This is a genomic window from Pseudomonas sp. SHLD1 (assembly GCF_028640935.1).
GTDB classification, from domain to species: Bacteria; Pseudomonadota; Gammaproteobacteria; order Pseudomonadales; family Pseudomonadaceae; genus Chryseomonas; species Chryseomonas aestiva.
The window spans coordinates 117,437-138,919 of record NZ_JAQZAD010000015.1 but is presented as its reverse complement, the minus strand read 5'-3'; the positions used below and the strand labels follow the sequence as shown (position 1 = coordinate 138,919).

Sequence of the window (21,483 nt, the reverse complement as noted above, 5' to 3'; positions counted from 1 at the left end):
CCGTGAGCGAAACTCAAGCCCCCCGCGCCGACGATGTCTCTCCCGATCCAGTCGTGACTCCCGCCTCGCCGCCGCCATCACCGCCACCGGCAGGCGTGCGCCGCAAGGGCTCGGGCAAGGCGTCCGGCCTGGCACTGCTGGCCCTGCTGGTAGCCGCCGGTGGCCTGGGTGTCGGCGGCTGGAGCGTTTGGCAACTGCAGCAGGTGCGCCAAGCCGAGCAGAGCCAGGCCGCCCAGGCCGAGGATCTGCGCAGCCAGTTGCGCCAGCTGGAAAACCGCAACCAGGCGTTGAGTGCCGATCTGGGCCGCCTGCCCTCGGCCAACGAGCTGGAAGAGCGCCGCCGTCAGCTTGCCGAGCTGCAGGGGGACCAGCAGCACCTCGCCGAGCAGTTCAAGGAGGTGGTCGGCCAGAGTCGCCAGGCCTGGCGCCTGACCGAGGCCGAGCACCTGCTGCGCATGGCGACCCTGCGCATGACCGCGCTGCAGGATGTGCCCAGTGCCCAGAACCTGCTGCAGGGCGTCGATGACATCCTCAAGGCGCAAAACGATCCGGCTGCCTTCAACGCGCGTCAGCAGGTGGCCAATGCCCAGCAGACCTTGCGCCAGCTGCCCGATCTGGACCGGACCGGGCAGTTCGTCCAGCTGGCCTCGTTGCGCAACCAGGTGCAGAGCCTGGAGCCCCTGCCGCCGCGCTTCTCCACCACGGTGGCCGACCAGCCCGGCGTGGAAAAGGCCGCGGTCCCGCCGAGCAATGCGCTGCAGCAATGGTGGCAGGATTTCCGCCAGCGCATCTCCAGCTACTTCCGCATCGACTTTTCCGCCGATCAGCCGATCCGTCCGCTGCTGGCCGAGGAGTCCCTCGCCCAGGTGCGCCTGGCCATGAGCCTGGCGCTGGAGCAGGCACAGTGGGCCGTGCTCAACGGCAATCAGGAGGTCTATCGACTCTCCATCGAGCAGGCCGAAGACGTCCTCGCCGCGCACTTCAACAACCAGAATCCAGACAGCCGTGCGGTCAAGCTGCGTCTGCAGGAGCTGGCCGAGCGCCCGGTCACCTTCGAAGCGCCTGACCTGACCCCGGCCCTGACCGCGCTGCAGGCCTACATCGCCCAGCGTCAGCAAATCCAGCCGAACAATGCCGCCGCCGGCGCGGCTCAGGAGAATCGCCCATGAAGCGCCTGTACCTGCTGTTCCTGTTCGCCCTGCTTGTCGGCCTGGGCGTCGCCGTGGTGCTGGCCAAGGAGCCGGGCTACGTCCTGCTGTCCTACAGCAACTTCCGCTACGAATCGAGTCTCTGGGCCTTCCTGGCGATGCTGGTGGCCGCCTGGCTGGCGCTCTACATCCTCAAGCTGGTGCTGGGTGCCCTGGGTCTGACCGGCAAGGTGCTCAACCCCTGGTCGCGGCACAATCGCCAGCGCCGCCTGGAGCAGGCGCGCCACAAGGGGCAGCTGGAACTGGCCGAAGGCAACTGGAGCGGGGCCCTCAAGCATCTGAAAGGCGCCGCCGAGCACGCCGACCAGCCGCTGTTCGTGCTGCTGGGCGCTGCCCGCGCCGCCAACGAACTGGGTGACCTGGAAGAACGGGATCGCCTGCTGCGCCAGGCTCGCGAGCGCGAACCCCAGGCCGAGCTGGCCATCGGCCTGCAACAGGCGCGGCTGCAGATCGACCGGGGCCAATACCTGGAAGCCCGCGACAGCCTGGCGCCGTTGCAGGCCAAGTATCCGAAGAATGGCGAGGTCCTGCTGCATCTGCAGCGCCTGCAGGTGACCCTGCGTGACTGGCCGGCGCTGATCGCCCTGTTGCCGCAACTGCGCAAGCAGCAGGTGCTGCGGCCCCAGGAACAGGATGACCTGGAACGCAAGGTCTGGATCGCCACCCTCGACGAGGTTCCCGCCCAGGGCGCGGAATCGGCGGTGGATTCCCAGTGGCAACAGGTGCCCACGGCGCTCAAGGGCGATGCCTCGGTGGTACTGGCCTATGCCCGTCAGCTGCGCGCCATCGGCCGCGACGATCTGGCCGAGGAGGTGCTGCACATCACCCTCAATCGCCAGTGGGACGAGCGCCTGGTGGAGCTCTATGGCCAGCTGCGTCCGCGTGACGCCAGTCGCCCGCTGCACCATGCCGAGGGCTGGCTCAAGGACCGACCCCAGGACGCGGTGCTGCTGCTGGCCCTGGGCCGGCTGTGCATGAACAACCAGCTGTGGGGCAAGGCACGCGAATATCTGGAGCGCAGCCTGGCGCAGCGGCCGTCCGCGGTCACCGCCGGTGAACTGGCACGAGTGGCCATCCAGCTGGGCGATGTGAACCGCAGCCAGCAGCTCCTGCAGAGCCAGTGGCGCGAGTCCGACGCCCCTTCGCTGCCGACGCCCAGGGTCTGACGGCGCACCTCGTCTGCCCGGGTCCTTGAAAGGTGCCCGGGCTTTCACTACCGTAACGTCCCAATTCCCTGTTGGAGACGGCGCGTCCGTGACTAGTCCCCGCTTCATCTTCCTGTTCATGGCCGCCACCTGCGCGGTGCTCATGGGCGTCGGTCTCTATCTCGAACACGTGGTCGGCCTCGAGCCGTGCCCGCTGTGCGTCATGCAACGGATCTTCTTCATCCTGGTCGGGGTGGTGGCGCTGATCGCCGGCATCCAGGCACCGGGCAAGCGTGGGCGGCGCATCTATGGCGTGGTCCTGCTGCTGCTGGCCGCGGCCGGTGCCGCCACCGCCGGCCGCCAGGTCTATCTGCAGACGGTCCCGGCGGAAGAGCTGGCGGCCTGCCTGCCGAGCCTGGACTACATGATGCAGGCGCTGCCCTTCCAGGAGATCATCCGCCTGGTCCTGCACGGCACCGCCGACTGCGCCGAGGTCAACTGGACGCTGTTCGGTCTGAGTATCCCGGAATGGAGCCTGCTGGCCTTCGTGCTGCTCATGGCCCTGAGCCTGGTCAAGGTCTTTCGCCGTCGCTAGTGTGGGGTTTCTGAAGCTCGCGCAAGAAGTGGCGAGTGAGTCTTGTTCGGTTCGGCGCCCCGGGCGGGCCAGGCGCCGGGACGGGTCATGGCAGGGCTATGGCGAGGAGTGCCAACGACGTCCAAGGCGGTCCGCCACTGCGGACAGGAAGCGCCGCCAAAATTGTGTGGTTAACTGCTGAAGCGCCACATTGGGCCTTTCTCCGAGCAACGGCACTCGCCTGGCGAGACGATGTCGGTATAGTTCCTGATAACCCCCGGGCGTCTGCGCCCGGACCGTCTCGCCCGTATAGAGAGCTGCCGTCATGCTAGAAACCTGCCGCAATGCCCAGGAACGCTGGGGTGGGGTCCACCAGCTGATCGACCGCTGGCTGATTGCCCGCCGCGAGCTGGTGACCGCCTACGAAACCCTGGACATGGAGCCCCTGCTGGGTCCGGTGCGCGAGGTCGGTGAACTGGAGCGACTCTGCGACATGCTGGTCGACTACATGTCCACCGCGCATTTCGAGATCTACGAGCAACTGGTGGCCGAAGCCCGTGAATTCCAGGACGAGCGCGCCATCGAGTTCGCCGACAGCGTCTATCCGCGCCTGCAGGCCCTGACCGACGCCGCCCTGAACTTCAACGACAGATTCGAGCGCGGGGCCTACCGGGACCCGGGTCTGCTGACCATCGAACTCAAGCTGCTGGGCGAAACCCTGCGCGAGCGCTTCGAGCTGGAAGACTGCCTCATCGAGGTGCTGCACACCTCGCACCAGCAACCGCGTCTGGCTTCGGTCTAGACTCGGATCATCCGCGCCGCCTCGGCCAGCAGGTCGAGGTCCGCTGCGGCTGCCTCGCGCGGTGCCAGCGCGTGCAGCCAGTCCTCCTGGTCCCGTGCCTCTCGGCACGGCCAATGGCCGGCGAGTCGCGCCAGACGCGCGAGCTGTTCACGTTCCGCTGCCAATTCCAGTCCCTTGAGCTGCTCGCGCAGTGCCGCCAGGCTTTCGTCCGCGCTGGACGCCGCCTTCCAGGCCTGCCGTAGCTGGCGCAGCGGACGCACCACCGTATCCTGCCAGTGCTGCGCGGCGCGGCGCAGCCGCGTCAGGCCTTCATTGTCGAGGGCGCAGGCACGCCGATCCAGCCAGAGTGCCGTCAGCACCAGGCAGACATCGGCACCGGCTTCCTGCAGACGCAAACAGGCGCCTTCCACACCGGGCCGGGCGTATACTGCCAACGCGAATTCCCACAGGTCCTCTTGCATGTCCGCCTCCCCATTCGTGGGTGGTGGAGCTGCTACACTCCGCCGCCATGATCCGACTACAGAACCTTACTCTACAGCGTGGTCCCCAGCGTCTGCTCGAAAGCGCTGAGCTGACCCTGCATCCCGGCCAGAAAGCCGGTCTGATCGGTGCCAATGGTGCCGGCAAATCCAGTCTCTTCGCCCTCCTGCGCGGCCAGCTCGGTGCCGACGCCGGCGACTGTCACATCCCGGCGGCCTGGCGCATCGCCCACATGCGCCAGGAGGTGGATACCCTGGAGCGGCTGGCGGTGGACTATGTGCTGGATGGCGACAGCGACTTGCGCCGCATCCAGCGCGAGCTGGCAGCCGCCGAGGCGGCCCAGGACGGCAACGCCCTGGGCCGGCTGCACGCCGACTTCGAGGCGGCCGACGGCTATACCGCCGACGCCCGGGCGCGCAAGCTGCTGGCCGGACTGGGCTTCACCGCCGCGCAGATGGAACGCCAGGTCGGCGACTTCTCCGGTGGCTGGCGGATGCGCCTGAACCTGGCCCAGGCGCTGATGTGCCCTTCGGACCTGCTGCTGCTCGACGAACCCACCAACCACCTGGATCTGGACGCCATCCTCTGGCTGGAAGACTGGCTCAAGGGCTATCCCGGCACCCTGATCCTGATCTCCCACGACCGCGACTTCCTCGATGCCGTGGTCGATCACGTGGTGCACCTGGACCAGCAGAAGCTCAATCTCTATCGTGGCGGCTATTCCAGCTTCGAGCGTACCCGCGCCGAACGCCTGGCGCAGCAGCAGCAGGCCTATGACAAGCAGCAGGCCCAGCGTGCCCACATGGAGAAGTACATCGCCCGCTTCAAGGCCCAGGCCACCAAGGCGCGCCAGGCACAGAGCCGGATCAAGGCCCTGGAACGCCTGGAAGAGCTGGCGCCGGCCCATGTCGACTCGCCCTTCGAATTCGTTTTCCGTGAGGCGGACAAGCTGTCCAGCCCACTGCTCGACCTGGCCGAAGGCCGACTCGGCTACGGCGAGACCACCATCCTGCACCCGGTCAAGCTGCAGCTGGCGCCGGGGGCACGCATCGGCCTGCTCGGCCCCAACGGCGCCGGCAAGTCGACCCTGATCAAGACCCTGGCTGCCGAGCTGGAACCCCTCGGCGGCCGCCTGCAGCGCGGCGAGAACCTGGCCATCGGCTACTTCGCCCAGCACCAGCTCGATTCCCTGGACGCCAAGGCCAGTCCGCTGCTGCACCTGCAGCGCATCGCCCCCGGCGAGCGCGAGCAGGGTCTGCGTGACTTCCTGGGTGGCTTCGACTTCCGTGGTCCGCGCTGCGACGAGGTGGTTTTGAATTTCTCCGGTGGCGAAAAGGCCCGGCTGGCCCTGGCGCTGATCGCCTGGCAGAAGCCCAACCTGCTGCTGCTGGATGAACCCACCAACCATCTGGATCTGGACATGCGCCTGGCGCTGACCCTGGCGCTGCAGGAATTCGCCGGGGCGGTGCTGGTGGTCTCCCACGATCGTCATCTGCTCAAGAGCACCACCGACGAATTCCTGCTGGTGGCCGATGGCAAGGTGCAGGCCTTCGACGGCGACCTGGACGACTACAGTCGCTGGCTGGTGGATTTCCGTGCCCGGCAGGTGCTCGTGGCGGACGGCGACGCGGCGGTCGACAAGACCGATCGCAAGGCGCAGCGCCAGGCCGCCGCCGCCCTGCGCCAGCAGCTGGCGCCGCTGAAGAAGGCCGCCGACAAGCTGGAAGCCGAGCTGGGCAAGCTGCAGGAAAGGCTCGCTACCCTGGAAGCCCGCCTGGGTGACAGCGGACTCTACGACGCTTCCCGCAAGGAGGAGCTGCGCCAGGCGCTGGCCGACCAGGCCACTGCCAAGACCCGCGAAGCCGAGCTGGAAGAACAGTGGCTGGAGGCCCTGGAGCGGTTGGAAGGTCTGCAAGCCGAACTCGAGGGGGCCTGATGACTCAGTGGCTGTACACCTGGCTGCCGGGTTGGGGCGACTACCTGCTGGTGGCCGGTCAGGTGGCCCTGGTGCTGCTGCTCGGCTACGTGCTGCAGCGTATCGTGGCCCGCGCCGTCACCGGCCTGGGCGAACGCTATCCGCTGCCGCCGCAGATCGTCCTCGGGCTGCGTGGAGTCCTGCGCTGGCTGATCATGGGCAGTGCCATCCTCATGGCGCTGGAGCGCTTCGGGGTCTCCGCGGCGGTGCTCTGGACGGCCATTTCCGGTTTCGTCGCGGTGGCCGCGGTGGCCTTCTTCGCCATCTGGAGCGTGCTCTCCAACCTGTTCTGCGCGGTGCTGATCTTTACCGTCGGCCCCTTTCGCCTGGGCGATCGCATCGAGGTGCTGGACGCTTCGGACAAGCCGGGCATCAAGGGGCGGGTGGTGGCCATCAACATGCTCTTCGTGACGCTGCAGGAACTGGACGATAACCAGGAAGCCACCCTGGTGCAGATCCCCAACACCCAATTCTTCCAGAAGTCGGTCCGGCGCTGGCGCGATGCCGACGGCTCCTTCGATTTCCATCTCGACAGGTGAATCCATGAGTCTGCAGGTCTGGACCGGTTTCTTCATTGCCTGCTGGATGATCAGCCTCTCGCCGGGGGCGGGCGCCGTCGCCTCCATGAGTGCCGGCGTCAACCACGGTTTCCGGCGCGGCTACTGGACGGCGCTGGGCCTGCAACTGGGACTGGCGCTGCAGATCGCCGTGGTCGCCGTGGGCGTCGGCGCCTTGCTGGCGACCTCGCAACTGGCCTTCACCCTGATCAAGTGGTTCGGCGTGGCCTATCTCGCCTACCTGGCCATCCGCCAATGGCGCGCCGCGCCGCTGGACCTGGGTGAGCAGGTGGTCGGCGAACGTCTGCCACCGCGGATCGGTGCCCTGGTCATGCGTGGCTTCCTGGTCAACGTGAGCAATCCCAAGGCGCTGATCTTCCTGCTCGCGGTGTTGCCGCAATTCGTCGATCCCCACGCGCCCCTGGCCGCGCAGTATCTGCTCATCGGGGTGACCATGGTCACCGTCGACCTGATCGTGATGGCCGGCTACACCGGTCTGGCTGCCCGGGTGCTGACCCTGCTGCGCACGCCTCGGCAGCAGCGCATCACCAACCGGGTGTTCGCCAGCCTGTTCCTCGCCGCGGCCGCGCTGCTGTCCACGGTGCGCCGCGCCGCGGTCTGAAGCCGGGCGCTACCAGACCACCGGCTGTCCCTGCCAATCCCAGAAACTGCCGGTCTCGGCCGGCGCCCGTGCGGCCAGCACCTCCAGCAGCCGTTCGGCCGCATAGGCGGGGGTGAACAGCTTGTCGGCCGGTACCCGGGCCTGGAAGGGCCGGGACAGCGCCGTGTCGGTGGTGCCAGGGTGCAGGGCCAGCACGCAACTCTGCGGATTGAGCCGAGCGAGTTCGATGCTGGCGCAGCGCAGGCCTTGGTTGAGCGCGGCCTTGGCCATCCGATAGCCATACCAGCCGCCCAGCTGGTTGTCGCCGATGGAGCCGACCCGCGCCGAGAGCGCGGCGATCTGACAGGGGTGCTGGCCCTTGAGCAGCGGCGTCAGCTGGCGGATCAGCAGCAGCGGCAGCACGGCATTGGCCAGATAGCTTTCCAGCAGCCCGGCCTGATCCACCTGCGTCAGACTCTTCTCGGCGCGCGCCCGCGCGCCCTGCAACAGCCCCGAGGCGCACAGCAGCAGATCCAGGCGGGACGTCTCGTCAGCCAGGCGGGCCGCGAGGTCGGGCTCGGCCAGCGGATCGACGTCGAGGCCGCGCAGGCGCGGGCCATGGCGCCGCTCCAGCGCGGCCAGACCGGCATGCCCTTCGGCCTGACGGGCGCAGGCCCAGACCCGCGCGACGTCGTCGCGGGCCAGCAATTGGTCGCACAGGGCCAGACCAAGGCCGCCGGTGGCGCCATACACCAGGACCTGGGCGGGCTGCTCCAGGCGTTGCCAGAAGGTCATGGGAGACTCCAGTCAGATCGCTATCCCTGTCCGACCGCGCCGCCGCGCTGGGGTGCGCCGCCGCGGCGCGGTATCCTGGGCTTTTGCCGGAGAAATCCCCCGTGATCCTGTGGATCGATGCCGATGCCTGTCCGCGCGCCGCCAAGGAGCTGGTCTGCAAGTTCGCCCTCAAGCGCAAGCTGGAGGTGGTGCTGGTGGCTGGCCAGCCGCAGATCAAGCCGCCCTTCGCCTGTGTGCGCCTGGTGGTGGTGCCCAGTGGCCCCGACGCCGCCGACGACCATCTGGTCGAGCAGGCGCAGCCCGGTGACCTGGTGATCTGCAGCGACATTCCCCTGGCCGACCGGCTGGTGAAGAAGGGCGTGGTCGCCCTCGATCCGCGCGGCCAGGAATTCGACGAGCGCAACATGGGCCAGCGCCTGGCCATGCGCAATCTGATGACCGACCTGCGCGACCAGGGCCAGATGGGCGGCGGCCAGGCCGGCTACGGCGAACGTGATCGCCAGGCCTTCGCCAATGCCCTGGATCGGCTGCTCACCCGCCTCCAGCGCAGCGCTGCTGGCTAGGTGCGGAGCGTCGGCTAGGCCGGGACGGCCGCGATGGCGGGTTGCTGCAGCCAGGTGCGCAGTTGCGGCAACGGCATGGGCCGGCCGAACAGATAGCCCTGCATGAAGTTGCAGCCGTTGGCCTGCAGGAACTGGCGTTGCTCGCTGGTTTCCACCCCTTCGGCGACCACGTTGAGGCCCAGCTTGTGCGCCATGGCGATGATCGCCGCGGCGATGGCCATGTCGTTGCTCTGCTTGGGGATGGTGCGGACGAAGGCGCGATCCACCTTGAGCGAGTCCACCGGCAGCCGGCTCAGATAGGCCAGGGATGAATAGCCGCTGCCGAAGTCGTCGATGGACACCCGCACGCCCAGCGTACGGATCTCGCCGAGCACCTCGACGGCCACGTTGAGACTGTGCATCAGGGCGTTCTCGGTCACCTCGAGGATCAGCGCCGACGCCGGCAGGTCCTCGGCCTGCAAGGTCCGGGCGATGGATTGGGGCAGCAGACGATCGCTCAGATTGAGTGCCGAGCAATTCACCGAAACGCGCAGTTCCGCATGCCCCTCACGGTGCAGCTGGGCGAGATCGGCGCAGGCCTGGCGCATGACCCAGCCATCCAGGTCGGCGATCAGGCCGGTTTCCTCGGCGACGCGCACGAAGCGTTCGGGGCTCAGTGGGCCCAGGACCGGATGCTGCCAGCGCACCAGCGCTTCCAGGGCCACCGGAGCGCCGCACGGATCGACGATGGGCTGATAGGCGACGTGCAGGCCGCCCTGGGCCAGGGCGTGGCGCAGGTCCATCTCCAGGCTGAGCAGGTCGTCGGCGTCGCGCTGGAGATCGGTGGTGAATCTCTGGCTGCGATTGCGTCCGCTGCGCTTGCAGTGGCCGACCGCAAGGCCCGCGCTGCGCAGCAACTGGCCGGCGTTGGCGCCGTCCTGGGGATAGTGGGCGATACCCAGGCTGAAGGTCATGGCGATGCGCTGTCCGGCCAGTTCGAAGGGCGGGCGCAACTGCTCCAGCAGGCGCATGGCCAGGGGCTGGCTGTCGCCGCGCTGGCCGAGCGGCAGCAACAGGCTGAATTCGTCGCCGGCATAGCGGGCCAGCGGCAGGTCGTTGTCGAGCACCGCGCGGATCCGCTGCGCCATCTGGATCAGCAATTCATCGCCAAGGGCATGCCCGAGGCTGTCGTTGATGCGCTTGAAGTGATCGATGTCCAGCATCAGCAGGGCGAACTGCTCACCGGTGCGCGCCTGGCCGATGGCCCGGTCGACGGTCTGGATGAAACTGCCGCCGTTGAGCAGGTGGGTGAGGGGGTCGTGCAGGGTGATCTGATCGAGGGTGGTCGAGACCCGCTCCAGCCGCAGGCGCTGGGCATTGAAGCGTTCGCCGGCCCAGGCGGCGAGCAGCCCCACCATGATGATGAACAGGGTGCCGAGGGCGATGCCCATGCCCAGCTCCAGGTGTTGATTCATTTCTGCCAGGCCGTCGGGTTCGAAGCCGATCGGCACGGCGAGGGTCAGGGCGGCCATGCCGGTGAAGTGCATGGAGACGATGGCGAAACCCAGGACCAGGCTGCCCAGCACGCGCAGCCAGAGGGTCCTGAGGCCGGTCCTGCCGCGCAGGCGGAAGGCCAGCAAAAGGGCGCCCAGGGACGCGAGGCTGGCGATCACCACGGAAATCACCACCAGCAGCGGATCATAGAGCTGCACGGCGACCGACTGCATCGCCAGCATGCCGGTGTAGTGCATGGTCGCGATGCCCAGGCCGGCGGCCAGGGCCGCGAGCAGGTACTGCGGTGCGGTCAGGGACTCGCGCCCGATCAGGTGCATGACCGTGTAGGACACGGCGACGGCGATCAGCAGCGAGGCCAGGGTCTGCAGGGGTGCATAGTGCACATGGATGCCGATCTTGAACGACAGCATGGCCAGGAAGTGCATCGACCAGATGCCTCCGCCCAGGGCGACGGCGCCGATCAGCTTGGCCAGTTCGCTGCCGCGGCGGGAGCGACTGTTGGTCACCCAGTCGGCCATGGCCAGGGCGGTGTAGCCGGCGGCGCTGGCGATCAGGTACGCCAGGACCACGAGTAGGCTTTCGTACTCGTTGGCAGCCAGGATCTGATGGCCGGGAGGCAGCAGGGTGGAGAAGTTCAGCATGCTCTATCGCCAGCGTGCACACGAGGTTTCGGGAGGGGTTGATGCTCAGGGCATCGGCAGCGGTAGCTGGGCCTTTAATCTGTTCGATCGACGTACCGGTTAGGGAGCGGCCTGCCGTCAGGCCTTGGGTGTCCGGCTGCGGCGCCATAGCCAGAGCAGCAGGCCGATCACCACCAGGCCACCTAGCACCATCAGTTCATACCGCTTGAGATTGCCCAGCACCCCTTCGAGGACGGCGCCGAAGTGAAAGGCGGCATAACCCAGCACCGTGGCCCAGACGATGGCGCCGATGCCGTTGAGGATCAGGTAGCGCGCCGGCGGATAGCCCGACAGGCCGATCGCCACCGGCATCACCGTGCGCAGGCCGTAGACGAAGCGAAAGCTCAGCACCCAGAGATCCGGATGGCGCCGGATGTGCGCCAGCGCCTTTTCGCCGGCGGCTTCCCACTTGGGTTTGCGCGCCAGCAGCTTGCGCCCATGGCGCCGGCCGAGGAAGTACCAGAGCTGATCGCCGGCATAGCTGCCGCAGAAGGCGACCAGGATGACGGTCTGGATGTTCATGTAGTCGCGGAAGGCCAGGAAGCCGGCCAGCACCAGAATGGTTTCGCCCTCGAAAAAGGTGCCGAGAAAAAGGGCGAAATAGCCGAAATCGTGGAGGAATTGTTGGAGCATTCGGCGCTACACGAGGTGAATAAAGATGGCGCAGCCTACCCCGGTTGGTGTCTGGAAAGAAAGTGTGACGGACTTCCGTCCGCCGGGTGCCAGACGGTCAGGCAGGGATTTCGCTGCGACCCTGTGTCACGCCGGGTCCAGCCGGCGTCTGCCTTGGATAGGACCTATAGGCACTCCATATTGTCATCTGCTGTTACCAATCGGTCATGATTGTGGCCTATAACCCATCACACTGACCCGTGATCCGGGTCTGGGAGTCGATCGTGAGTTTTACCCCCATCAGCCGTAGCTATCCTGCCACTCGCATGCGCCGTCAGCGCCGCGACGAGTTTTCCCGTCGTCTGATGCGCGAGCATGTGCTGACGGTGGATGACCTGATCCTGCCGGTCTTCGTGCTCGATGGCGAAGGCCGTCGCGAGGCCATTCCCTCGATGCCTGGCGTTGAGCGGCTGTCCATCGACCTGCTGCTGGAAGAGGCCGCCGAACTGGTGGCGCTGGGGATTCCCGCGGTCGCGCTGTTCCCGGTCACGCCCACCGAGCGCAAGTCGCTGGACGGCGCCGAGGCCTACAACCCCGACGGCATCGCCCAGCGCGCCACCCGGGCCCTGCGCGAGCATTTCCCGGAACTGGGGGTGATCACCGACGTGGCCCTGGATCCCTTCACCACCCACGGCCAGGACGGCATCCTCGACGAGCGCGGCTACGTGCTCAACGACATCTCGGTCGAGGTGCTGGTCAAGCAGGCGCTGTCTCATGCCGCTGCCGGCGCCCAGGTGATCGCCCCGTCGGACATGATGGACGGTCGCATCGGCGCCATCCGCGCCGCCCTGGAAGACGCCGACTATCACAACGTGCAGATCATGGCCTACTCGGCCAAGTACGCCAGCGCCTACTATGGGCCTTTCCGTGACGCCGTCGGCTCGGCCGCCAACCTGGGCAAGGGCAGCAAGGCCACCTACCAGATGGATCCGGGCAACAGCGACGAGGCCTTGCACGAGATCGCCGGCGACCTGGCCGAGGGCGCCGACTCGGTGATGGTCAAGCCGGGCATGCCCTACCTGGACATCGTCCGCCGGGTCCGCGAGGAATTCCGCGTGCCGACCTTCGTGTACCAGGTGAGCGGCGAGTACGCCATGCACATGGCCGCGATCCAGAACGGCTGGCTGTCCGAGGCCGTGATTCTCGAATCGCTCCTGGCCTTCAAGCGTGCCGGGGCCAACGGCATCCTCACCTATTTCGCCAAACGCGCCGCCCAACAACTTCGCCAGGGGCCTTCGCGTTCCTAAGGAGCTTCAATGAGTAGCCAGGGTTTCGTCGAAACCGATCTGCAACAGCCCGTCACCGCCGAGTCTCTGGAGACGCCGGAGGAGGCGATCGCGACGGACGTCGAGGTGCAGCCGTCCGCGCCCGTGCTCGAGGTGCCTGCCGCCCCCAGCGTGCCGGCGGCCAACGTGGACGACAGCAGCCTCTACATCCATCGCGAGCTGTCGCAGCTGCAGTTCAACATCCGCGTGCTGGAGCAGGCTCTCGACGAATCCTATCCGCTACTCGAGCGCCTCAAGTTCCTGCTGATCTTTTCCAGCAACCTGGACGAGTTCTTCGAGATCCGCGTGGCGGGCTTGAAGAAGCAGATCGCCTTCGCCCGCGAGCAGGCCGGGGCCGATGGCCTGCTGCCGCACCAGGCGCTGGCGCGCATCAGCGACATCGTCCACGGCCAGGTGGACCGGCAGTACGCCATCCTCAACGATGTCCTCCTGCCGGCCCTGGCCGAGCAGCGGATTCGCTTCATCCGCCGTCGTTACTGGGACGTCAAGATCAAGGCCTGGGTGCGCAAGTTCTTCCGCGACGAGATTGCGCCCATCATCACCCCCATCGGCCTGGACCCGACCCATCCCTTCCCGCTGCTGGTGAACAAGAGCCTCAACTTCATCGTCGAGCTGGAGGGCATGGACGCCTTTGGTCGCGACTCCGGTCTGGCCATCATCCCGGCGCCACGCCTGCTGCCGCGGATCATCCGGGTGCCGGAGGAAGTCGCGGGCCCCGGCGACAACTACGTCTTCCTGTCCTCGATGATCCACGCCCACGCCGACGATCTCTTCCCCGGCATGAAGGTCAAGGGCTGCTTCCAGTTCCGCCTGACCCGCAACGCCGATCTCTCGGTGGACACCGAGGATGTCGAAGACCTGGCGCGTGCCCTGCGTGGCGAGCTCTTCTCCCGCCGCTACGGCGATGCGGTGCGGGTCGAGGTGGTGGACATCTGCCCGAAACACCTTACCGACTACCTGCTCAAGCAGTTCAATCTGGGCGAGAGCGAGCTGTACAAGGTCAACGGCCCGGTCAACCTGACCCGGTTGTTCTCCATCACCGGGCTGGACAGCCATCCGGAATTGCAGAGCGCTCCCTTCACGCCGACCATTCCCAAGCTGCTGCAGAAGAAGGACAACCTCTTCAACGTGCTGGGCAAGCTCGATGTGCTGCTGCTGCACCCCTTCGAGTCCTTCACTCCGGTGATCGACCTGATGCGCCAGGCCGCCAAGGACCCCAACGTCCTGGCGATCAAGCAGACGCTCTACCGCAGCGGCGCCAACTCCGAGATCGTCGACGCCCTGGTGGACGCGGCGCGCAGTGGCAAGGAGGTGACCGCGGTCATCGAATTGCGCGCGCGCTTCGACGAGGAGTCCAACCTGCAGCTGGCCAGCCGCCTGCAGCAGGCCGGCGCCGTGGTCATCTATGGCGTGGTGGGCTTCAAGACCCACGCCAAGATGATGCTGATCCTGCGCCGCGAGAACGGCGAGCTGCGCCGCTATGCCCACCTGGGTACCGGCAACTACCACGCCGGCAACGCCAAGCTGTACACCGACTACAGCCTGCTGACCGCCGACGTGGCCCTGACCGAGGACGTGCACAAGCTGTTCAACCAGCTGATCGGCATGGGCAAGACCTTGCGCATGAAGAAGCTGCTGCACGCGCCCTTCACCCTGAAGAAGAACCTGCTGGAGATGATCAACCGCGAAGCGTTGGCGGCCAGCGAAGGGCGGCCGGCGCAGATCATGGCCAAGGTCAACGGCCTCACCGATGCCAAGGTCATCCGCGCCCTCTACAAGGCCAGCCAGGCCGGGGTGAAGATCGACCTGGTGGTGCGCGGCATGTGCTGCCTGCGCCCCGGTGTACCGGGTGTGTCCCACAACATCCAGGTGCGCTCCATCATCGGCCGCTTCCTGGAGCACAGCCGCATCTACTACTTCCTCAACGGTGGCGACGAGAAACTCTATCTCTCCAGCGCCGACTGGATGGAGCGCAACCTCGACATGCGCGTCGAGACCTGCTTCCCGGTGGAAGGCAAGAAGCTCATCACCCGGGTCAAGAAGGAGCTGGAAGGCTATCTCACCGACAACACCCAGGCCTGGGTACTGCAGGAAGACGGCAGCTACATCCGGCAATCGCCGACCGGCAACCAGAATGCCCGCAGTGTGCAGGCGACGCTGCTGGAGCGATTGGCCAGCCCGGTGGTGAATACGCGCTGAGGAAGTTTCGGGCCCATGCCGACGTGGGCCCTGGCCGGTTTCGTAGGTTGGGTTGAGCGGGAGCGAAGCCCAACAATGTTGAGTCGTTACTGGGTGCCGGGCTTATGGGTGCATTCGCTGATTATCGAGTGTTTTGATGGTTTTGTTTCGCCCACCCGGGCGAGTCACTTTTGCCAGTCGCGGCAAAAGTAACCAAAAACGCTGTCCCCACGTTTCGGCCCTCCGCTTCGCTCCGGGTCCCCTCGCTCCGGCGCCGCTCCAGTGGCACGGCACGAAGGGGCCTCCTGCCCCTCGCGCCTTGCTCGGCGTCCTGCCTCGCATCCCCTTCCGCGGCACCTACACTCGGCCTCACTGATGGGGACGAGGCGCCAGCCTGAGGATTCGGTATTTACTGTCTCTGTAGCGTGGAAAACCGCGCAGCGTTTTCCACTGTTGGGCACCGACACCATCAGTGGACAAGGCTTCGCCGTTGTCCACGCTACGGGCTACGGGCTACGGGCTACGGGCTACGGGCTACGGGTTATTCAACTAAAACTTTCAGGCTAGCGAATCGCCCCGTTCAGGAGGGCGAACGCCGGTGTCGTGGAGTGGGTCGAGCCGCATGGATGCGGCGAGAGGCCTAACGGGCCATGGACGGCCCGTGTAGGCCGACCCCGGAACGACGCTGGCGTGAGCGGACCCGGCGCGCAGCGTAGGGCCGGATGGTCGGGGCAAGCGTTTTTGCTTACTTTTTTCGCGACTGAAAAAAGTGAGTCGCCCGAGTGGGCGAAACAAGGAGTACCAGAAGACTTCGATAAAGAGCCAATGCACACAAAGAGTTGGGTACTAAAAACTCGAGGTGAAGCCCCCGCACCGTTGGGCTTCGCTTCCGCTCAACCCAACCTACAAAAAGTCCCCTCACCGCACGCTCAACTTGTACCCCACCCGCTCCAGCCACTGCGCCTCCTGTTCGAAGTCGGCCTGGGTCAGGGGGTTCTCCGCCAGCCAGCCATCGGGGAATTGCACGTCCAGACTGCGCTCGCCGGCGCTGAGCTGGACGTCCGGAATGCTCTTGTGGCGGATGTGGTGGAAGAGGATGGCGTAGCGCAGCAGCAGCGTCAGGCGCAGCAGCGGCTCGCCTTCCGCGCCCAGCTCCTGCAGGCGCTCCACGGGGATGTTGCGGCGATGGCCGCGCACCAGCAGGGCCAGGGCCTGCTGGTCGCGGCGGGAGAAGCCGGGCAGGTCCGAGTGCTCGATCAGGTAGGCGCCATGCTTGTGGTACTGGTAGTGGGCGATGTCCAGGCCGACGCCGTGCAGGCGCGCCGCCCAGCGCAGCAGTTCGGCATGATTCTCGTCGGTCAGGGCCCAGGCCTCGGCGACCTGTGCCAGGGACTTCAGGGCGCGCTTTTCCACCCGCTCGGCATGGCGCTGATCGACGTGGTAGCGCTCGGCCAGGGCGTTGAGGGTGCGTTCGCGGACGTCCTCGTGGCTGTGCCGGCCGATCATGTCGTAGAGCACCCCTTCGCGCAGGGCGCCTTCGGAGAGGTGCATTTCCTGCAGCTCCAGGGCCTTGAACAGGGCTTCGAGGATGGCCAGGCCGCCCGGCAGGATGGCGCGTCGATCCGGCTTCACGCCGTCGATGTTGAGCAGGTTGATGTCGCCCTGCTTGAGCAGCTTGCGCTTGAGCCACTCGATGCCCTCCGGGGTGATCTCGCCATTGCCGCGGCCGGCGGCCTGGATCGCCAGGGCCACCGCACGGATGGTGCCGGAAGCGCCAAGGGCCTGGTGCCAGCCCATCTCGCGCAGGCCCTGGTCGATGTTCATCAATTCCAGGCGGGCGGCGGTGTAGGCACGGGCGTACTGGGCGGCGGTGATCTTGCCGTCGGCGAAGAATCGCTTGGTGAAGCTGACGCAGCCCATCTGCAGGCTCTCGCGCTGCAGGGTCTCGAAGCGCTGGCCGATGATGAATTCGGTGCTGCCCCCGCCGATGTCGGTCACCAGGCGGCGTCCGGGCACATCGGGCATGGAGTGGGACACGCCCAGATAGATGAGGCGGGCCTCTTCGCGACCGGAGATGACCTCGACCGCATGGCCGAGCACGGCTTCGGCGCGCTGGATGAATTCGCCGCGGTTGCGCGCTTCACGCAGGGCGTTGGTGCCCACCACTCGCACGGCGCCGCGCGGCATGCCGGCGATCAGCTGGGCGAAGCGGCGCAGGCAGTCCAGGCCGCGCTGGATGGCCTCTTCACTGAGCAGGCGCGACTCGTCCAGGCCGGCAGCCAGCTGGATCTTTTCGCCCAGCCGCTCAAGGATGCGGATCTCCCCGTGGGAATGGCGCGCCCGGACGATGTGAAAGCTGTTCGAGCCCAGGTCGATGGCGGCGATCAGTTCGTGGGGTTCGGCTGGCGAAGGCTGCATCTGGAGGCTCTCGGCGATAAACCGCGCCATCGTGCCAGCTAGCCGGTGACGGCTTCAAGCGCACAGCGGTTACGGTTGCGCAAAGTGGCAGAAAAAATAGGGTTTTTCCGCCTCATGAAGCCACCTGGCCGATGAACTGGGCCAGTTCCGGCGTCTGCGGACGGGCGAACAGCTCCTGGGGATGACCGCTTTCGTGAACCTTGCCCTGGTGCATGAACACCAGCTTGTCGCCAACCTCGCGGGCGAATCTCATCTCGTGGGTGACCATGATCAGCGTCATGCCCTCGCGGGCCAGCTGCTTGACCACCGCCAGCACCTCGTTGACCAGTTCCGGATCCAGCGCCGAGGTGATTTCGTCGCAGAGCAGCACCTTGGGCGACATGGCCAGGGCGCGGGCGATGGCTACCCGCTGCTGCTGACCGCCGGAGAGGCGGTCCGGGTAGCTGTCGAATTTCTCCGCCAGACCGACCCGATCGAGCATTTGCCGCGCCAGGGCGCGGGCCTCGTCCTTGCTGGTCTTCTTGACCACCTGGGGCGCCAGCATCACGTTCTCGCCCACGGTCAGGTGCGGAAAGAGGTTGAACTGCTGGAAGACCATGCCGACCTTCTGCCGCAGCGATCGGAGATTGACCCGCGCGGCGTCCAGGTATTCGCCATCCACCTCGATGACGCCGTCGTTGATGGATTCCAGGCCGTTCAGGGTGCGCAGCAGGGTGCTCTTGCCCGAACCGCTCTTGCCGATGATGGCCACTACCTGGCCTTCCTCGACGGTCAGGTCGATGCCCTTGAGCACATGGTGGTTGCCATAGTGTTTGTGCAGGGCGGTCACTCTAAGCAGCGGCATGCAGTCTCCTTTCCAGCCAGCGTGCGGCCAGCGACAGCGGGTAGCAGAGGATGAAATAGCCCAGGGCGGCGAGGCCGTAGACGGTGAAGGGCTGAAAGGTGGCATTGGCGAGCATGCCGCCGATCTTGGTCAGCTCGGTGAAGCCGATGATGGAGGTCACCGCGGTGCCCTTGACCACCTGCACCGAGAACCCCACGGTGGGCGCCACGGCGATGCGCAGGGCCTGCGGCAGGATCACGTGGCGCAACTGTTCGAAGCGGGTCAGCGCCAGGCTTTCCGAGGCTTCCCACTGACCGTGGGGAATGGCTTCGACGCAGCCACGCCAGATCTCGGCGAGATAGGCGCTGGTGAACAGGGTCAGGGCCAGGCCGGCGGCCAGCCACGCGGGGACTTCCAGACCCAGCAGCGACAGCCCGAAGAAGGTCAGGAACAGCTGCATCAGCAGCGGGGTGCCCTGGAACAGCTCGATGTAGCCGCGCGCCAGCAGGCGTAGCGGCCGGAGCGTCGAGTTGCGCGCCAGCAGGACCAGTGCGCTGGCCAGGCCGCCGAAGAGGAAGGCCGCCAGCGACAGCACCAGGGTCAGGCCGAGGCCGCTGGCCAGGCTGCGCAGGATGTCGGCGAGCGTGAAGTCCATCAACGCCTCCTGACGATGAAGAAGACGCCCAGCCAATGCAGCGCCTGACGCACGCCAATGGCCATGAGCAGATAGATGAGGGTGGTCAGCAGATAGGTTTCGAAGGCGCGGAAGTTGCGCGACTGGATGAAGTTGGCGGCAAAGGTCAGCTCCTCGGTGGAAATCTGCGAGCACACCGCCGAGCCCAGCATCACGATCACCAGCTGGCTCGACAGCGCCGGCCAGACCTTGGCCAGGGCCGGACGCAGGATCACGTAGCGCAGGGTTTCGAAGCGGGTCAGGGCCAGGGCCGCCGCCGCTTCCAGCTGGCCACGCGGTATCGCCTGGATGCCGGCGCGGATGATCTCGGTTGAATAGGCGCCGAGGTTGATGACCATGGCCAGCACCGCCGCCTGGCCGGCTTCGATCCGCACCCCGATGGAGGGCAGGCCGAAGAAGATGAAGAACAGCTGGATCAGGAAGGGCGTATTGCGGATCAGCTCGACGTAGACCCCGAAGGCCTGGGCGAAGGGCTTCAGGCGCCAGGCGCGGCAGGTGGCACCGACGATGCCGATGAGGATACCGAAGAAGCCACCGATCACCGTCAGCTCAAGGGTGTAGAGCGCCCCCTTGAGCAGCAGGTCGCTCTGCGCGAGCACGGGCTGGAAGTCGAACTGATACGCCATGGCGCGTCGATCCTCAGAGAGCGGCCGGCAGGGGATCGCCCAGCCATTTTTCGGAGTTCTTGCTCAGGGTGCCGTCGGCGCGGGCCGCATCGATAATGGCATCGACCTTGTCCTTGAGCGCCGGCTCGTTCTTGTTGATGCCCACGTACACCGGCGAGTCCTTGAGCTTGACCTTGAGAACCGGTTCCTTGGCCGGGTTGCGGGCGCCGATCACCTTCATCACCACGCTGCCGCTGGCGATCAGCTCGGACTGCCCGGCCAGGTAGGCGGCGATGGTGGAGTTGTTGTCCTCGAAGCGCTTGATCACGCTGTCCTTCGGCGCCACGTCGGTGAGCGCCAGGTCTTCGATGGAGCCGCGCGTGACCGAGATCACCTTGCCGGCCAGCTGCTCGGGTGTGCTGATGGTGGCATCCTTGGGGCCGAAGACGCCGAGATAGAAGGGCGCATAGGGCTTGCTGAAGTCGATGACCTTTTCCCGGTCGGGATTCTTGCCCAGGCTGGAGATGACCAGGTCCACCTTGCCGGTGGTCAGGAAGGGAATGCGGTTGGTGCTGTTGACCGGGGTGACTTCCAGCTTCACGTTCAGCTTGTCCGCCATCAGTTGCGCGGTGTCGATATCCAGGCCGCGCGGTTTGAGATCCGGGCCGATCGAACCGAAGGGCGGGAAGTCCTGCGGCACGGCGACCCTCAGCACGCCGCGCTGCTGTATATCGGCCAGTTGATCGGCCTGGGCGGAAGTGTGCAGGGCGGTGAGGCCCAGGGCGAGCAGGGAGAGGGCGGTCCAGCGCTTGAGCATGACGAGACTCCGGAAGCAGGATGGGATGGCTCTACCAGTGCATTTCATGTGCCAGCCGCCTGCCAGAGGGGCGCAAGGGCCGTCAGGCTTGAGGATTGGTCTTACTGGTCTGAACAGTTGCTCCAGGACAGCCGCCTGCGCTGGCGCCTGCAGTGAGCCGCTTTGGTGCGCGGTTGTCGCGGCGTGCTCTGCCTTGGGGCTGCACTTGAAGTCGCTGGAAATTGGGCATAAAAGGCAAGCTTCCGGACTGACTGGCCTGACCACGCCATGCCCCTCGCTGCCACTCGCGCCGTACCCCAATATGCCGTCGACGCCATTCGCCGACTGATCGAGACCGAAGGCTATGCCCCCGGTGCGGCCCTGCCCGCGCAGCGTGAGCTGGCCGAGCGGCTGGGGGTGAGTCGCGCCTCCCTGCGCGAGGCGCTGTCCACCCTGAGCGCCCTGGGCCTGGTCAGCGTCCAGCCCGGGCGCGGCGTCTATGTGCAGGCAGCGACGGGTGCGGTGGACGGACACTGGCCCTTCGCCGACGAGGTGACGGCGGCCCATGTCTTCCAGCTGAGATTCGCCCTGGAAGGCTTCGCCGCAGGGCTGGCCGCCGTCACCCTGGGGCCTGCCGACCTGGATCGCCTGGAGGTCAATCTGGCCGCCCTGCACCGGGCGCTGCGGGCCAACGAGCTGGAAGAGGCGGCCGTGCTGGACTTCGACTTCCATCGCCAGCTGCTGCTGGCCGCGGACAACCCGGCCATGCTGGCGGTGATCACCAGCAGCCCCGAACGCTTCCACGAGAGCCAGAAGCTGCCCTTCGTGCGCCCCGAGCGGGCCCTGGAAACCTGGCAGGAACACCGGCGCATCCTCAGGGCCCTGAGCCGCCGCTCGCCCGCGTCGGCGCAAAAGGCCATGCGCGAACATATCCGCAATGCGGCCCTGCGCAGTGGAACCCCCTTCACGGTTCCTGCTGTCTAAACAGCGATCCACGATCGGTGGAACGGTGACCGGTCAGGGTTGCAAAGGCTTCGGAAATGCAGCTCGACTCCGCTTTCTCAGGCCTTGTCGCCCGTTTGCCAGATCGTGAACCACTTCTGCCATCAATGCCGGTCATAGCCACCATCAATGTTC

The 21,483-nt window shown here is 66.5% G+C and carries 20 protein-coding genes; 11 read left to right on the top strand and 9 right to left on the bottom strand.

The window, feature by feature from the left end:
* Positions 1 to 2 precede the first annotated feature (2 nt).
* The 4 genes from PVZ77_RS12885 (at position 3) to rsd (ending at position 3,729) form a co-directional block, all read left to right on the top strand.
* Positions 3 to 1,169 (top strand): uroporphyrinogen-III C-methyltransferase, encoded by a 1,167-nt coding sequence (locus tag PVZ77_RS12885; RefSeq protein ID WP_273806873.1) that lies wholly within the window; start codon positions 3 to 5, stop codon positions 1,167 to 1,169.
* Complete coding sequence (locus PVZ77_RS12880; RefSeq protein WP_273806872.1) at positions 1,166 to 2,374, top strand: heme biosynthesis HemY N-terminal domain-containing protein; 1,209 nt, start codon at positions 1,166 to 1,168, stop codon at positions 2,372 to 2,374. Before PVZ77_RS12885 ends, PVZ77_RS12880 begins: the two co-directional genes overlap by 4 nt.
* An 88-nt stretch (positions 2,375 to 2,462) precedes the next feature.
* The gene (locus PVZ77_RS12875) at positions 2,463 to 2,948 is read left to right on the top strand and encodes a disulfide bond formation protein B (protein WP_133860451.1); all 486 of its coding nucleotides are present in this window, start codon (positions 2,463 to 2,465) and stop codon (positions 2,946 to 2,948) included.
* Positions 2,949 to 3,252: 304 nt separating this feature from the next.
* On the top strand, positions 3,253 to 3,729 hold the full coding sequence (gene rsd / locus PVZ77_RS12870) for a sigma D regulator (protein ID WP_133860452.1): 477 nt from the start codon (positions 3,253 to 3,255) through the stop codon (positions 3,727 to 3,729).
* Here the strand turns inward: rsd and PVZ77_RS12865 are convergent.
* Complete coding sequence (locus PVZ77_RS12865) at positions 3,726 to 4,190, bottom strand: TIGR02444 family protein (protein WP_273806871.1); 465 nt, start codon at positions 4,188 to 4,190, stop codon at positions 3,726 to 3,728. The genes rsd and PVZ77_RS12865 overlap by 4 nt on opposite strands.
* Before the next feature lie 47 nt (positions 4,191 to 4,237).
* On the opposite strand from PVZ77_RS12865, the gene PVZ77_RS12860 reads away from it, so the two are divergent.
* The 3 genes from PVZ77_RS12860 to rhtB are packed head-to-tail and all read left to right on the top strand — an operon-like array spanning position 4,238 to position 7,363.
* Positions 4,238 to 6,145 (top strand): ATP-binding cassette domain-containing protein, encoded by a 1,908-nt coding sequence (locus tag PVZ77_RS12860; RefSeq protein ID WP_273806870.1) that lies wholly within the window; start codon positions 4,238 to 4,240, stop codon positions 6,143 to 6,145.
* Positions 6,145 to 6,723: a mechanosensitive ion channel family protein gene (locus PVZ77_RS12855; protein WP_133860455.1), complete on the top strand. Its 579-nt coding sequence runs from the start codon at positions 6,145 to 6,147 to the stop codon at positions 6,721 to 6,723. The genes PVZ77_RS12860 and PVZ77_RS12855 overlap by 1 nt, the downstream gene beginning before the upstream one ends.
* Positions 6,724 to 6,727: 4 nt before the next feature.
* Positions 6,728 to 7,363 (top strand): homoserine/homoserine lactone efflux protein, encoded by a 636-nt coding sequence (gene rhtB / locus PVZ77_RS12850; protein WP_273806869.1) that lies wholly within the window; start codon positions 6,728 to 6,730, stop codon positions 7,361 to 7,363.
* 9 nt (positions 7,364 to 7,372) lie between these two features.
* On the opposite strand, the gene PVZ77_RS12845 is transcribed toward rhtB, so the two are convergent.
* Complete coding sequence (locus PVZ77_RS12845; protein ID WP_273806868.1) at positions 7,373 to 8,137, bottom strand: SDR family NAD(P)-dependent oxidoreductase; 765 nt, start codon at positions 8,135 to 8,137, stop codon at positions 7,373 to 7,375.
* 101 nt (positions 8,138 to 8,238) lie between these two features.
* Between PVZ77_RS12845 and PVZ77_RS12840 the strand changes: the two genes are divergently transcribed.
* Positions 8,239 to 8,700, top strand: coding sequence for a YaiI/YqxD family protein (locus PVZ77_RS12840; RefSeq protein WP_158889768.1), 462 nt, complete (start codon positions 8,239 to 8,241; stop codon positions 8,698 to 8,700).
* A 14-nt stretch (positions 8,701 to 8,714) separates the two neighbouring features.
* Here PVZ77_RS12840 and PVZ77_RS12835 read toward each other — a convergent pair whose 3' ends face one another.
* Together PVZ77_RS12835 and PVZ77_RS12830 are read right to left on the bottom strand one after the other, a co-directional pair.
* Positions 8,715 to 10,835 (bottom strand): putative bifunctional diguanylate cyclase/phosphodiesterase, encoded by a 2,121-nt coding sequence (locus tag PVZ77_RS12835; RefSeq protein WP_273806867.1) that lies wholly within the window; start codon positions 10,833 to 10,835, stop codon positions 8,715 to 8,717.
* 117 nt (positions 10,836 to 10,952) lie between these two features.
* A complete protein-coding gene (locus PVZ77_RS12830) occupies positions 10,953 to 11,507 on the bottom strand; it encodes a DedA family protein (RefSeq protein WP_133860460.1) in 555 nt (184 codons plus the stop codon).
* Between the two features lie 263 nt (positions 11,508 to 11,770).
* On the opposite strand from PVZ77_RS12830, the gene hemB reads away from it, so the two are divergent.
* Positions 11,771 to 12,793 (top strand): porphobilinogen synthase, encoded by a 1,023-nt coding sequence (hemB, locus tag PVZ77_RS12825; RefSeq protein ID WP_273806866.1) that lies wholly within the window; start codon positions 11,771 to 11,773, stop codon positions 12,791 to 12,793.
* Positions 12,794 to 12,802: 9 nt separating this feature from the next.
* The gene (gene ppk1 / locus PVZ77_RS12820; RefSeq protein ID WP_273806865.1) at positions 12,803 to 15,031 is read left to right on the top strand and encodes a polyphosphate kinase 1; all 2,229 of its coding nucleotides are present in this window, start codon (positions 12,803 to 12,805) and stop codon (positions 15,029 to 15,031) included.
* A gap of 897 nt (positions 15,032 to 15,928) precedes the next feature.
* Here the strand turns inward: ppk1 and ppx are convergent.
* The 5 genes from ppx to PVZ77_RS12795 all read right to left on the bottom strand — a co-directional run bounded on the left by ppx (position 15,929) and on the right by PVZ77_RS12795 (position 20,367).
* Positions 15,929 to 17,428, bottom strand: coding sequence for an exopolyphosphatase (gene ppx, locus PVZ77_RS12815; RefSeq protein ID WP_273806864.1), 1,500 nt, complete (start codon positions 17,426 to 17,428; stop codon positions 15,929 to 15,931).
* A 112-nt stretch (positions 17,429 to 17,540) separates the two neighbouring features.
* Positions 17,541 to 18,272 (bottom strand): amino acid ABC transporter ATP-binding protein, encoded by a 732-nt coding sequence (locus tag PVZ77_RS12810; RefSeq protein WP_183631757.1) that lies wholly within the window; start codon positions 18,270 to 18,272, stop codon positions 17,541 to 17,543.
* A complete protein-coding gene (locus PVZ77_RS12805) occupies positions 18,259 to 18,909 on the bottom strand; it encodes an amino acid ABC transporter permease (RefSeq protein WP_178118366.1) in 651 nt (216 codons plus the stop codon). The genes PVZ77_RS12810 and PVZ77_RS12805 overlap by 14 nt, the downstream gene beginning before the upstream one ends.
* The gene (locus tag PVZ77_RS12800) at positions 18,906 to 19,571 is read right to left on the bottom strand and encodes an amino acid ABC transporter permease (RefSeq protein ID WP_273806863.1); all 666 of its coding nucleotides are present in this window, start codon (positions 19,569 to 19,571) and stop codon (positions 18,906 to 18,908) included. The genes PVZ77_RS12805 and PVZ77_RS12800 overlap by 4 nt, the downstream gene beginning before the upstream one ends.
* Before the next feature lie 13 nt (positions 19,572 to 19,584).
* Positions 19,585 to 20,367, bottom strand: coding sequence for a transporter substrate-binding domain-containing protein (locus PVZ77_RS12795; RefSeq protein ID WP_273806862.1), 783 nt, complete (start codon positions 20,365 to 20,367; stop codon positions 19,585 to 19,587).
* Between the two features lie 267 nt (positions 20,368 to 20,634).
* Here PVZ77_RS12795 and PVZ77_RS12790 point away from each other — a divergent pair, with 267 nt between their 5' ends.
* Entirely contained in the window at positions 20,635 to 21,330 is a 696-nt protein-coding gene (locus tag PVZ77_RS12790; RefSeq protein WP_273806860.1) for a FadR/GntR family transcriptional regulator, read from the top strand.
* The last annotated feature ends 153 nt before the right edge of the window (positions 21,331 to 21,483 follow it).

Coding starts and splice junctions, on each gene's coding strand:
- PVZ77_RS12810 (WP_183631757.1), bottom strand. CDS start 18,272: ATGCCGCTGCTTAGAGTGACCGCCCTGCACAAACACTATGGCAACCAC.
- PVZ77_RS12800 (WP_273806863.1), bottom strand. CDS start 19,571: ATGGCGTATCAGTTCGACTTCCAGCCCGTGCTCGCGCAGAGCGACCTG.
- PVZ77_RS12880 (WP_273806872.1), top strand. CDS start 1,166: ATGAAGCGCCTGTACCTGCTGTTCCTGTTCGCCCTGCTTGTCGGCCTG.
- PVZ77_RS12845 (WP_273806868.1), bottom strand. CDS start 8,137: ATGACCTTCTGGCAACGCCTGGAGCAGCCCGCCCAGGTCCTGGTGTAT.
- rsd (WP_133860452.1), top strand. CDS start 3,253: ATGCTAGAAACCTGCCGCAATGCCCAGGAACGCTGGGGTGGGGTCCAC.
- PVZ77_RS12835 (WP_273806867.1), bottom strand. CDS start 10,835: ATGCTGAACTTCTCCACCCTGCTGCCTCCCGGCCATCAGATCCTGGCT.
- ppk1 (WP_273806865.1), top strand. CDS start 12,803: ATGAGTAGCCAGGGTTTCGTCGAAACCGATCTGCAACAGCCCGTCACC.
- rhtB (WP_273806869.1), top strand. CDS start 6,728: ATGAGTCTGCAGGTCTGGACCGGTTTCTTCATTGCCTGCTGGATGATC.
- PVZ77_RS12865 (WP_273806871.1), bottom strand. CDS start 4,190: ATGCAAGAGGACCTGTGGGAATTCGCGTTGGCAGTATACGCCCGGCCC.
- PVZ77_RS12855 (WP_133860455.1), top strand. CDS start 6,145: ATGACTCAGTGGCTGTACACCTGGCTGCCGGGTTGGGGCGACTACCTG.
- PVZ77_RS12860 (WP_273806870.1), top strand. CDS start 4,238: ATGATCCGACTACAGAACCTTACTCTACAGCGTGGTCCCCAGCGTCTG.
- PVZ77_RS12830 (WP_133860460.1), bottom strand. CDS start 11,507: ATGCTCCAACAATTCCTCCACGATTTCGGCTATTTCGCCCTTTTTCTC.
- PVZ77_RS12795 (WP_273806862.1), bottom strand. CDS start 20,367: ATGCTCAAGCGCTGGACCGCCCTCTCCCTGCTCGCCCTGGGCCTCACC.
- ppx (WP_273806864.1), bottom strand. CDS start 17,428: ATGCAGCCTTCGCCAGCCGAACCCCACGAACTGATCGCCGCCATCGAC.
- PVZ77_RS12790 (WP_273806860.1), top strand. CDS start 20,635: ATGCCCCTCGCTGCCACTCGCGCCGTACCCCAATATGCCGTCGACGCC.